This window comes from Candidatus Hydrogenedentota bacterium (assembly GCA_019637335.1).
Taxonomy (GTDB): Bacteria; Hydrogenedentota; Hydrogenedentia; order Hydrogenedentales; family JAEUWI01; genus JAEUWI01.
The window spans coordinates 101,801-113,964 of sequence record JAHBVV010000009.1; the positions used below are offsets into that span (position 1 = coordinate 101,801).

Genomic DNA, 12,164 nt, shown 5'->3' on the forward strand with positions numbered 1-12,164 from the left:
GGAATGCTGGTGCACGCTCATTAGAGGTCCGTCCACGTATGCCCGTAGTACCGTCGCGCTGGATGCCCGTCACGCGCCTTTCCGGACCAATCGCCCGGTATGGCGTGATTGCCGCCGCCGCCGCGTCTCTCCTGGTTCTGCCCAGCTGCGCGCGCTTCACGCCGCCCGATAGAACCTCCACTGAACTTCCGATCCCGGCTGCGTTTTCGCTATACGAGACTGCCGGGGAACTCCCGGACGCGTGGTGGAACTCCTTCGATTCCGGCGACTTGAACGCGCTGGTGGATGCGGCGCTCTCGGGGAACTTCACCATTGCGCAGGCCGCCGCGCGAATACGGCAGGCCGGGGCCGTGGCGCGCCAGGCGGGCGCTCCCCTGCGCCCAACGCTCAGCTACGGCGCCGACGCCAGCCTCAGCCGCCGCCGGACAGAGCTGGGGGGCGGGGAGTCGGGGCTGGACGCCGCAACCCGGCGTCTCAACGCCCTGAACGCGCTGCTGGATGCCGCGTCGGGCGGCGGCGGGGGGACCGGTCCGCTGGGCGGTGCGGTCCGCTCGGCGCAACAGGGCCGGAACGCCGTCGAATCCCTCCTTCAACCTTCTCCGCCGGATTCGCTGACGGTGAACACGGACCAGTACGGTCTCGGCCTGACCGCCGGGTATGAGGTGGATGTCTGGGGGCGCCTGCGCGCGGACGAAGCGGCGGCGCTTTCGGCCCTGGATGCGACGCGGGAGGAGGCCCATGCCGTCGTGCACACGATCGCGGGCCAGGTCGCGCTCACGTGGTTCAATCTACTTGAAACCGCACAGGTGCTGGGCGTGGTGCGTGGACAACTTGAGACCAACCAGACCAATCTTGGTCTGATCGAGCTTCGCTATCGCAATGGTCTCGCCACGACGCTCGACGTATACCAGCAACGCCAGGCCGTGGCCGAAACGGAATCGGCCATCCCGCTGCTGGAAGCGCGGTACGAACTGCTTAAACATACGTTGAATATCCTGCTTGGCCGCGCGCCGCGCGATGATCTGGACCTGACCGAAGCGGCCTTTGCGGCGCCGGGCCCCCTGCCGCCCTACGGGCTGCCGGCCGACCTGCTGGCCCGCCGCCCCGATGTGCGCGCGGCGGGGCTTCGCCTGCGCGCCGCGGACTGGCGGGTGGCGGCGGCCCGCGCCGATCGCCTGCCGCGCCTCCAGTTGAGCGCGGGCCTCAGCAGCGACGCCGCCGCAATCGGCTCGCTGTTCGATAGCTGGATCGCGCAACTCGCGGCAAGCGTAACGGGTCCCCTGTTCGACGGGGGGCGGCGCGAGGCAGAAATCGAACGCGCGCGCGCCGAGGCCGACGAACGGCTCGCCGCCTACCGGCAGATAGTCCTGGAGGCCGTGGCGGAGGTTGAGGATGCGCTGGTCTTGATCGATCGCCAGCAGGCGCTGATCCAGGCGCTCGATCGCCAGCTTGAGGCCGCGCGGAATTCCCATCGCGAGGCGCTCGGCCGCTACCGCAAGGGCCTGACCGATTATCTCCCCGTGCTCACCGCGTTGCGCAATCTCCAGAGCCTGGAACGCGATGTGGTGGAAGCCGCGCACGACCTGCTGGTCTATCGCGTGCAATTGCACCTCGCCCTGGGTGGTGGCTGGATGGCCGGGGCGCTTGATGCCCGAGAAGGAAAGAACGAATGAAGGAATCCACCGTGCCCGCTCCAACGTCTCGGCGCAATCCGCTGGCGAGCGCGCTCATTTTTCTGGTGAAGGCGCTTGTGCCTGTCGCCATTCTGGCCGCCGGAGCCGGCGCGGTTTACGCAATGATGAAGACGGCGCCGCAGCCGCAGCGCGCGCCCCAGCAGCGGCAAGCGCGCCTGGTCGACGTGACGATGGCCGACCACACGTCGCAGCGGTTGCGTGTGGAGGCGGCCGGCAGGGTGCTGGCGGCCCGCGAGATCACGCTGAACCCGCAGGTGGCGGGCGAAATCGTCGAGATAAGCTCCGCGCTTGTGCCGGGCGGCCATTTCGACGCGGGCGACCTGATCGTGCGAATAGACCCGGCGGATTACGAACTCGCCGCGAAGATGCGCCAGGCGGAATTGACCCAGATGGAGGCCCGCCGCGTGCTCGAGCGCGCAAACCAGGATGTGGCCCGACGGGAATACGAAGTGCTGGGCGAGTCTCTGAACGATGAGGAGAAGTCCCTGGTGCTGCGCGAGCCGCAGCTGGCCGCCGCCGCCGCCGACGTGGCCGCCGCGCGCGCGATGCTGGAGGACGCGCATCTCGATCTTCAGCGCACCACGGTTACCGCGCCCTTCGACGCGCAGGTGGTGGAGAAGTTCGTGGATCGGGGAACTCGCCTGACGACCCAAACCCCAATTGTCCGCCTTGTCGGGACCGATGTGTATTGGGTCGAACTGGCGGTGCAGCAAGGGGACCTCCCCTGGATCGCCTTGCCCGAAGGGGATGCGCCCGGATCGCCCGTGGTGCTGCGCCAGCCCAGTGTCTGGGGGCCGGACGCGTCGCGCGAGGGGCGCGTAATCCGTCTGCTGCCGGCGCTCACCGAGCAGGGCAATATGGCGCGCGTGCTGGTCGAAGTGCACGATCCGCTTTGCCTGGAGCCGGAAAACGAGGACAAGCCCCGGATGTTGGTGGGGCAATTCCTGTCGGCGGAGATCGAAGGCCGGGTGTTGGACCATGTGGTCGTTCTCGACCGCGCCTACCTCCGTAACGGCGATTTCGTCTGGATTATGGACCAGGAGGATAAGCTGGACATTCGCCCCGTCGATATCGCGTACCGGGGCGTCGAGCGGGTGCTTATCCGGGGCGGCATCGAGGACGGGGAGCGCATCGTGACCACGGACATCGCGGCGGTCGCCGCCGGAATGAATCTGCGCGTCGCGGGTGAGGGTGAGAAGCCCGGTCGCGGCGGCCCTGACGGCCCGGGAGGCGCGTCATGAGCGCGAACATTCGAGGCCCGATCGCCTGGATGGCGCGCCACGGTGTTGCGCCGAACATCCTCATGGTGTTTCTTGTGATCGGCGGCCTGTTCATGACAACGCAGGTCAAGCAGGAGATCTTTCCAAATTTTGACCCGGATACGGTAACGATCATCGTGCCGTTCCCCGGAGCGAGCCCCGAGGAAGTGGAGGAGGGGATTGTCCTCGCCATTGAGGAGGAGGTGCGCGGTCTCGATGGCGTGGACGAAGTGCATGCCGTCGCCTCCGAGGGGCGCGCCTTGATCACGGTGGAAATCCTTCTCGGGAGTGACCCGCAAAAGGTTAATCAGGACATCCAGCAGGCCGTCGACCGGATCCGCGTGTTTCCGGAGGAAGCGGAAGATCCAATTATCGCGCTCAGCACCCGCCGCCGATCCGTTATCGAGATGCAGGTTTTCGGGCACATGGACGAATGGTCGCTGCGCCAGGCCGCCGAGCAGGTGCGCGACGGGCTCCTGCAGCACCCGGAAATATCGCAGGTCGATCTCGACGGCGTCAAAGACTTGGAGATTCATATTGAAGTGCCGCAGCACAGGCTCCGCGAGCACAACCTTTCCCTCGACACCATCGGGCGGATCGTCCGGCAGTCGGCTTTCGATCGCTCGGGGGGCAAGGTGGAGACGCGCGGCGGCGAGATTTTGCTGCGCGTCCAGGAACGCCGGGATTGGGCCCGGGATTTCGAGAACATCCCCATCATCTCCTCCGAAACCGGCGCCATCGTCCGGCTTGGCGACATCGCAACGGTCCGCGAGGGTTTCGAGGATAGCAATACCTACGCCACCTTCGAGGGCAAGCGCGCCATCGCGATGACGGTGTATCGCGTGGGCGCCCAGACGCCCATCGGCGTGGCGGACGCGGTTTGGGAGTCCATGCCCCGCATCCTGGCGTCGCTTCCGCCGGATGTGGACTTTGCAATTGTCGACGATGACTCCGAAATCTACCGGCAGCGCCTGGAGCTTCTCCTGAAGAATGGTTTATTCGGGCTGTGTCTCGTCATGGGCATTCTCTCGCTCATTCTGGAGTTCCGCCTGGCGTTCTGGGTGATGGTGGGCATTCCCACCGCCTTCCTGGGCACGTTGCTGTTCCTCCCCGGTCTTGGCATTTCGATCAACATGATTTCCATGTTTGCGTTCATCCTTGCGCTCGGTATCGTGGTCGACGATGCGATTGTCGCGGGCGAGAATATCTATGAATACCGCCAGCGCGGCATGAGCCACCTTGACGCCGCCATACTGGGCGCGCGCGACATGGCGGTCCCGATTTCGTTTTCCATTCTTACGAATATCGTCGCGTTTATGCCGCTGCTGTTCATTCCGGGGACCTTTGGAAAGATCTGGGGCGTGATTCCGCCCGTGGTGATCACCGCGTTCGCGCTCTCATGGATCGAGTCGCTCTTCATCCTCCCCGCGCACCTGGCCCACGTGAAGGAAGCCGGGAGCACCGGCATCGGCGGGCGACTCCATGCCTTTCAGCAGGCAATCGCGCGCGGGTTCACCGCCCTTGCGCGCCGCCTCTACGGGCCCTTCATCGATATCGCCGTCCGCTGGCGCTACGCCACCATCGCCGTGATGATGGCCATTCTCGCATTCGTGCTCTCCCTTCCAATGAGCGGGCGGATGGGCTTTATCCTGATGCCGCAAGTCGAAAGCGAGTACGCCCAGGCAACCGCGACCCTGCCCGTGGGCGCGCCGCGGCAGCGCGTGGATGAGGTTGCCGCGCGGCTTGTCGACAGCGCCCAGCGTGTCATGGACCGCCACGGGGGTGACAAGCTGGGCAAGGGGGTGTCCGCACTGGTCCGGGAGAACGCCATTGAGGTGCGCGCCTATCTGGTCGACGCCACCCAGCGCACACTGTCCACCGCGGAGGTCACCAACATGTGGCGCGAGGAGCTCGGCGGGGAAATGCCGGGGCTGGAGACGCTTCGCTTTGCGGCCGACGCCGGGGGGCCGGGCCGCGGGCCGAAGGTGTCGGTCGAGCTGTCCCACCGGAACGTCCGCACCCTGGAACAGGCCGCGGAAGCGCTCGCGGCGCGCCTCGAAGAGTTTGCGGTTGTCAAGGATATTGACGACGGCTACACGCCGGGCAAGGTCCAGTTCGATCTTCGCGCCACCGACGAGGCCCGCACGCTCGGGCTCGATGCCGAACAGATCGCGCGCGGGGTGCGTTCCAGCTTTTTTGGCGTCGAGGCGATCCGGCAGCAGCGGGGGCGCAACGAAGTCACGGTGCGCGTGCGCCTGCCCGAGTCCGAGCGCAGGAGCGAATCGGACCTGGAGCAGTTGTTGCTCGTGACGCCGGGCGGGGGAGAGGCCCCGCTGTACCAGGTGGCGGATGTGTCGCGGGGGCGCGCCTACACCGATATCAACCGGCGCAACGGGCGGCGTGTGGTCACGGTAACCACCAATGTCGAGCCCGTTGGCGAGACCAGCAAGGTGCTCGCGGCATTGCGCGTGGAGGTCATGCCGGAATTGATGGAGTATTTTCCGGGGCTTTCCTATTCCTTTGAGGGACGCCAGGCGGACATGCGCGATTCGCTCACGGCCCTCGGAAACTACTATATCATTGCGCTTCTGATTATTTACGTGCTCCTGGCGGTTCCCTTCCGCAGCTACATGCAGCCCCTCATCGTCATGAGCGCCATTCCCTTCGCGGGTGTGGGCGCGATTCTGGGCCACCTCATCATGGGCTTCAACCTCTCCGTGATCTCGATCATGGGGATGATCGCGCTCTCCGGCGTGGTCATCAATGACGCGCTTGTCATGGTGGACTACGCGAACCGGCGCCGGCGCGAGGGCGCGTCCGCCGAGGAGGCCATCGAGAGCGCGGGCATCCGGCGATTTCGCCCCATCTGGCTGACCACGCTTACCACGTTTTGCGGGCTTGCCCCGATGATTTTCGAAGCGTCGCGGCAGGCGCGCTTCCTCATTCCCATGGCGCTTTCGCTCGGTTATGGTATTCTGTTCGCCACAGCGATTACACTGGTGCTCGTCCCAGCTCTGTATATGGTGGTGGAGGACTTTACAAAAATATGGCAGCGTCTCTTTGGCGTCCTTCACCCCGATGCCACGCCGGCCGATCACGAAACGCCCGAGCACGGCGTAACGGATGCGAGCCTCTCTTGAACCGCGCAGGATCTCGACGTGTCTGACAGCAATCATTCCGCCGATGTATTCGTTTACGGCGCGACGCCCGCGGGCATCGCCGCCGCAGTGGCCGCCGCGCGCGTGGGACGCTCCGTCATCCTGGCGGAGTCGCGCGCCCACGCCGGCGGTATGGCCGCCAGCGGCCTCGGCAAGAGCGACGTGGAGAAGCCCGAATACATCGGCGGCCTGTTCCGCGAGTTCACGTCGCGCGTCCACCGCTACTACGGCGGGCGCTACGGGGCCTACGGCCCCCAGACCCAGCTCAGCAAGCGCGGGTACTACTACGAGCCCCACGTGGCGGAGCTCGTCTTCGACACGATGCTCGCGGAGTGCCGCAACCTCACCGTCCTCAAGCGCCACCGCCTCGAAAGCGCGCATCGGGACGGATCGGCCGTCGCCGCGGTGGCTTTGCGCGATACGGACTCCGGTTTCACGCGCCACATCCAGGCCCGCGTTTTCCTGGACGCCACCTACGAGGGCGATCTCTACGCCGCCGCCGGCGCGGCCTTTCGCCTGGGCCGCGAAAGCCGCGACGAATTCGGTGAATCGCTCGCGGGGCATATCTATTATGACTACGAGAACGGGATCATCCTGCCCGGAAGCACCGGCGCGGGGGATGGGCGGCTGCCCGCCTGGACCTACCGCCTCTACCTCTCCACGGACCCGCAGAATGCCGTTCCGCTTGAGTCGCCGCCCCCCGGCTACGATCGCGCGGTGTACACCCCGTATTTCGAGGATCTGGAAGCCGGGCGTCTCGGCGGCCCGAAAGTGTTCCACGAGGGGCGGGGCTACTTTCCCGAGCATTTCAACACCATGGTGCGCGCGCTCTCCGTCACGCGGATGCCCAACGGCACCGCCGACGTGAACATCAACCCGCGCCCGCTGGCCTTTCCCTTCCCCGGCGAAAATGAGGGCTATGTGGACGGGGATTGGGACGCCCGCGAACGCATCGAGCAGCGCCACCGCGACCTCTGTCTGGGCCTGCTCTGGTTCCTGCAGAACGACGAGGAAATCCCCGCCGATCACCGGCGCCTGGCTCGCGCCTACCAGCTTCCCCGGAGCGAGTTTGCCGACAACGGCCACTTCCCCTGGCAGCTGTACATCCGCGAGGCGCGGCGGCTGGACGGGTGCTACACCATCACCCAGCACGATGTCGCCTTGGGGGAGGGCGGCGCCCGCGAATTCCACCACGACGACGTCATCGCCATGGGCGAGTTTCCGATCGACAGCTTCCCCGCCCAGAGGCGCCAGCCCGGCGATTCCGTCGTGCTCGAAGGCTATCTCGGTATGCTGGGCCACCTCACGCGCCCCTACAAGATCCCCTACCGCGCGATGCTCCCCCGGGAAGTCGACGGCCTCATCGTGCCCGGCGCCCTCTCCGCCACCCACGTGGCCTACTCCTCCATCCGCATGGAGCCCACGTGGATGGCGCTCGGCCACGCCTCCGGCGCCGCCGCCCACCTCGCCATCCAGCACGCCTGTCCGGCCCGCGATGTGCCCATCGAGGAACTGCGCGGCCTCCTCCGCGCCCAGGGCCAGGTGGTCGACCCGCCGAAGTAACGCCGCTGTGGTATCCTTGAGGTAGGCCAACAGGAGGCAGATCGATGAAGACACAGTACACGTTGGAATTCTGGATGGACGGGGGCTGGTATGTCGGCCGCCTCAAGGAATTTCCCGGCGTTTTCAGCCAGGGCGAGACCCTGGCTGATTTGGAGTCGAATATTCAGGATGCCTATCGGATGATGATGGCGGACAGCGCGCCTTCTTTCACGTAGATTCCCCACCCGGAGGTTAGGCATCCCTGCCTGACACAACGCGCGCCCGAGGTTTAACACGGCCCACACCCCTCCCCAATCCACCTCATTCCACCAGCGAATGAGGGACTCAGGCATTCCTGCCTGAGAAACATACTCGCGCACGCCCCAATCCTCTCGCACGCGCCGCAGGCGGATTCGGCATCCCTGCCCGCCCCGCCGATTGATCTCGCCGCCGGTTCCCGGCTACAGTGGCTTCTCCACCGTGGCTTCATTCTCGAAAGGATTCCCGAAATGCTCCCCAGGCTGTCCGGCTGCCATATCTTCACCGCCCTTTTTTTCCTCGCCGCCTCTCCGGCCTTCGCCGCGGACGGTTACCCCCACCCGAAGGACAACCCCGAATCCCCGCTGATGCTCCAGGGCCCGTGGGTTCCCGAGAACACGCACGACATCAACTTCGACACGCTTCCGCGCATTCCCTCGCGGCAGGCCATCGTCAGCGACGCCCGCCCGCACGACGGCGTCAACCAGCACAACTACCTCACCTACTACGGCGGCAAATACTGGGCCATGTGGAGCGACGGGCCGGCGGTGGAGGACATGGCGGGCCAGCGCGTCAAATTCTCGACCAGCCCCGATGCGCTTGAATGGTCCGCGCCCGAATTCATGACGCCGATCCCGCCGAACTCCGCGCCCGATTCCCCCGTCTACAACACGCGATCGGAAGAGGGCTTCCGCTGGATCTCGCGAGGCTTCTGGCAGCGCGACGGCGAATTGCTCGCGCTCGCCTCGCTCGACGAATCCGCCGGCTTCTTCGGCCCGAGCCTCGAACTGCACGCGTTCCGCTACAACAAGGAAACCGGCGCCTGGGACGGCCTCGGCGTGGCCTACAAGAACGCCATCAACAACTTCGCGCCCAAGAAAATCCCCTCCGGCGAGTGGATGATGAGCCGCCGCACCTTCGACCGCCACGTCCACTTCCTCGTCGGCGGCGTCCAGGCCTTCGACCAGTGGGAGTCCTACCCCGTCGTGTTCTACGGCGACGAGCGCCTCAAGGCCGAAGAGCCCTACTGGTGGGTCCTCCCCGACGAGAACATCATGGCGCTCTTCCGCGACAACAACCGGAGCGGCTACCTCTTCCGCTCCTTCTCCACCGACAACGGCCGCACCTGGAGCCCCCCCGCGAAGACCAATTTCCCCGACGCCACCTCCAAATTCAACGGTCTCCAGATGAGCGACGGCCGCTACGTCCTCGTCTCCAACGCCAACCACCAGAAGCGCGACCCCCTCGTCCTCTCCCTCAGCGACGACGGCATGGTCTTCAACAAGATGGGCTACCTCACCGGCGGCCGCCACGTCGACTACCCCCACGTCATCGAACACGACGGCCACCTCCTCGTCGCCTTCGCTGGCTCCAGAAAACAGACCTGTGAAGTCCTCAAGATACGGATCGCCGACCTCAGCGTGCTCGATACGCAGGAATAGGCGGGCGGGGAACGCGGCTGGATTGCAGGCGAGAATTTTGGCACGATAGAGCAGGAATCGCATAGAGCGAATCGTAATCCCATTCAGGAGGGCAATACGATGGGCAATCGCGGCAGTGGTTTCGGGCCTTGGGGCCAATGGGTGGTGTGCTCGATGTCCGCCGGCGTCGTGCTGGTATCCGCCCTCGCGCCGGCGGATGGTGCGACGCCGATCATCCTCGTCGGCGAGCGGGCCGGGGATCAGGTCACGTTCTCGTGGTACGACGTGAACGACCCGTTGGCGGCGGCGCCGAATTTCCTCCTGCAACTGGAGCACGAGGAGGGCCGACGTATACTTGGCCTGCACAATGGCATGTTCTATTTTGTGTCATCCGATCGCGTACTCCAAGGCATCGATCTCGCGACGGGGTCGCGATACAAGCGTGCCGATCCCCTGCCCGAGAGGTACCAGATCCGTGGAGCCGCACTATATCTGTTCTCGGCGCGGGACGTGACTGGGCTTGTGTCGAGTATCGTGGACCTGAACGCCCGAGCGGCCATGGACGTGCCGATCCCCGAGCCGGAAGGAGGTTGGCGCGTACTTGCGCCCGCTGGCGGCGACCTGTACAGATTGCTGCACGGCGAGCTTGCCCAAGCCGGTGACAGGATTACGATACCGCTGCGGATTGAGAGTTTTCGCAGTCCTGGCGCCCTGCCCTTCGACTTTGAACTCGTGCTGCCGGCGCCCGGCTGGCGACTGGGCGGTGGACGCCCGGATGCGCTGGCGGACGATTCACCCATCGCGTTGCACCCCAATAGCCCGCTTCATTCCCTTTCTTTTCAGTGGCTGGGCGGCGGGCGATTTGCGCTTGTCGGTTTGGAGGTGGTGCTCCAGGACTTTCGCGTTCCCGATCCCGCCGGGGAGAGCGTCTGGAACGTCTTTGTCGGCGACGCGGACAAGCGATCCATTCGAAGTTTTCCACTTGCCGGCAACCTGAATGTCTCGCCCGACGGCGGAACAAAGGGAGGAGGCAGTGGCCTGCTTCTGGATACCCGGCGAATGGCGCTGGTTTCGGACAACGCCGATGAGCGATCAGTGTCTGGCGTACACTTCACCGTACCGCGCCGGGGAACGTCCGGCACTATCCTCCACGGATTCGAGTCGCTCCAGCTTGGCCGTCTGGACCCGGTCATATTCTGGAAGCTCGATCCCGGAGAGGAGCGCATTCTGCTCCGAACCCGGCGGGAGGCCGCCTGCTACGACATCTATTTCGGCCGTCACGCCACAGTCCGCGAGCCGGTATACTACGACTTCGCGGACATCGTGGATCTCCAGCATGCGCCTGCTGCTCAGAACTCACCCGGCGCAATACCGCTGTGGGATGAACCGGGCCCGGATCGCGCGGTTGTGGCGGGCGCGCATGCAACTGGCGTGACGGCGGAGATTCATGGTTGGCGTTCGGAGGCCTTCCAGTTCACAGCCATTACCGACCAGAACGCCTATCCAGAAGGGGCTACCGTCACCGTGCGCCTCGAACTGGGCTACACCGGGGAGCTTCCTGTCTGGACGGATCCGCCCGTTCCCGCATTTCCGTTCGTGACCGGTACGTTGCGCGGCCCCCGGGGGTCGGTGCAAATCGCGGCGATTCCAGGATCCACACCCCGTACGATGCCGGAGCCGGTGCTTCTCCGCGGCGGGGGTCGCCTTTCGCATACCCTGGAGTGGGCCGATCTCGGGGTAGGCGAATATGTACTTGCGGCGGCGTATGGCGGGGGCGATGGTTCGGACTGGCGAGGGCTCGCGCGCGCGCCGCTGGTAACGTTTCGGGTGGGCGACGCCGGCGAAGGGGAGACACGCTTGCACGTTGTACTCCGGAAACTAATGGATTCCAGGTCGCCGCATACCGTGATGCCGGAATACCAAGAGTTTCAGGAATCGCGGGATGAGGCGCTCCCGATCTTAATGGAGATGCTGCGAAACGCCAGGGCTTCGGAGTTTGGGTCGGAAGACTATCCCTGGGGAATGCGGTCGATCCTTCAGGAGATCCAGCGAATGAACAATCCGGAAGTGAAACCATTTTTTGAAGAAATGCTCCGATCCGATGAGGAGCCGAAGCGGGATGCCGGCTATGCCGCGTACAAGCATTTCTACCAAAAGGCCCAGAATGACGAGGAGCGCGCGGAACTGCGCGCCGTGGTGCGGGACGCCTTTGAATCGCAGCCGCCCCGCGAGCGCGCGCGTGCGATGGACGACTTCGAAGAGACTTTTTGGCCCGAGATTTATGAAGACGCGAAAGTCGCCGCGGTTGGTCCGCCAACCCTCGCTCAATCGGTGGCGGTAGACGTGCTAACGGCTTACTACGCCAAAACCTTTGATCGCTTCGAGGGAGAAATAGTAGCGATGGTTGAATTGCTGGCGGAGGAAGCCCCGGCGCGTAGCCGGTTGCGGGCGGGGCTGGTGGTTGAGGGTTTTTACCGGCGCAATCTTGATCGCCCCAGGGTGACGCGCGCGATCGACGACTACCGCGTCCGCTACCCCGACCTATTCGGCGAAGACCGGTTCTCCGACCACAACGAACTCTGGGATGTGGAATGGCTCGGTCGCGCCGCCGGGGAGCCCACGGAATCGCGCCTCGACCTGTTGCAGCGATCGCGCGCGGCGCTCGAAGCGCACTGCGGTCCGGCAAAGGAGGGATTTCCCGCGACCTGGGAAGAATTCAACGAACGCGAAGCCGCGCGGGAGGCCTACCGGGAGTCGGTGCGGGCGTGGGAAGAATGCATGAGGGCGCGACCGGCGCCATTCCGCGTCCCGGTGATTTCGCCTTAGCGGGCC

7 protein-coding genes are annotated in these 12,164 nt (G+C 65.2%); all 7 read left to right on the forward strand.

The window, feature by feature from the left end:
• Positions 1 to 38: 38 nt before the first annotated feature.
• The 7 genes from KF886_12155 to KF886_12185 all read left to right on the forward strand — a co-directional run bounded on the left by KF886_12155 (position 39) and on the right by KF886_12185 (position 12,158).
• Complete coding sequence (locus tag KF886_12155; protein MBX3178110.1) at positions 39 to 1,673, forward strand: TolC family protein; 1,635 nt, start codon at positions 39 to 41, stop codon at positions 1,671 to 1,673.
• Complete coding sequence (locus KF886_12160) at positions 1,670 to 2,935, forward strand: efflux RND transporter periplasmic adaptor subunit (protein ID MBX3178111.1); 1,266 nt, start codon at positions 1,670 to 1,672, stop codon at positions 2,933 to 2,935. Before KF886_12155 ends, KF886_12160 begins: the two co-directional genes overlap by 4 nt.
• Complete coding sequence (locus tag KF886_12165) at positions 2,932 to 6,093, forward strand: efflux RND transporter permease subunit (GenBank protein MBX3178112.1); 3,162 nt, start codon at positions 2,932 to 2,934, stop codon at positions 6,091 to 6,093. Before KF886_12160 ends, KF886_12165 begins: the two co-directional genes overlap by 4 nt.
• 18 nt (positions 6,094 to 6,111) lie before the next feature.
• Complete coding sequence (locus tag KF886_12170; GenBank protein MBX3178113.1) at positions 6,112 to 7,674, forward strand: FAD-dependent oxidoreductase; 1,563 nt, start codon at positions 6,112 to 6,114, stop codon at positions 7,672 to 7,674.
• Between the two features lie 44 nt (positions 7,675 to 7,718).
• A complete protein-coding gene (locus KF886_12175) occupies positions 7,719 to 7,889 on the forward strand; it encodes a type II toxin-antitoxin system HicB family antitoxin (GenBank protein MBX3178114.1) in 171 nt (56 codons plus the stop codon).
• Positions 7,890 to 8,162: 273 nt separating this feature from the next.
• Positions 8,163 to 9,353 (forward strand): exo-alpha-sialidase, encoded by a 1,191-nt coding sequence (locus KF886_12180; protein ID MBX3178115.1) that lies wholly within the window; start codon positions 8,163 to 8,165, stop codon positions 9,351 to 9,353.
• Positions 9,354 to 9,452: 99 nt separating this feature from the next.
• Entirely contained in the window at positions 9,453 to 12,158 is a 2,706-nt protein-coding gene (locus tag KF886_12185) for a hypothetical protein (protein MBX3178116.1), read from the forward strand.
• Positions 12,159 to 12,164 lie beyond the last annotated feature (6 nt).

Excerpts from the sequence above, each read along its gene's own strand:
- KF886_12155 (MBX3178110.1), top strand. The coding sequence starts at position 39 with ATGCCCGTAGTACCGTCGCGCTGGATGCCCGTCACGCGCCTTTCCGGA.
- KF886_12160 (MBX3178111.1), top strand. The coding sequence starts at position 1,670 with ATGAAGGAATCCACCGTGCCCGCTCCAACGTCTCGGCGCAATCCGCTG.
- KF886_12165 (MBX3178112.1), top strand. The coding sequence starts at position 2,932 with ATGAGCGCGAACATTCGAGGCCCGATCGCCTGGATGGCGCGCCACGGT.
- KF886_12175 (MBX3178114.1), top strand. The coding sequence starts at position 7,719 with ATGAAGACACAGTACACGTTGGAATTCTGGATGGACGGGGGCTGGTAT.
- KF886_12180 (MBX3178115.1), top strand. The coding sequence starts at position 8,163 with ATGCTCCCCAGGCTGTCCGGCTGCCATATCTTCACCGCCCTTTTTTTC.
- KF886_12185 (MBX3178116.1), top strand. The coding sequence starts at position 9,453 with ATGGGCAATCGCGGCAGTGGTTTCGGGCCTTGGGGCCAATGGGTGGTG.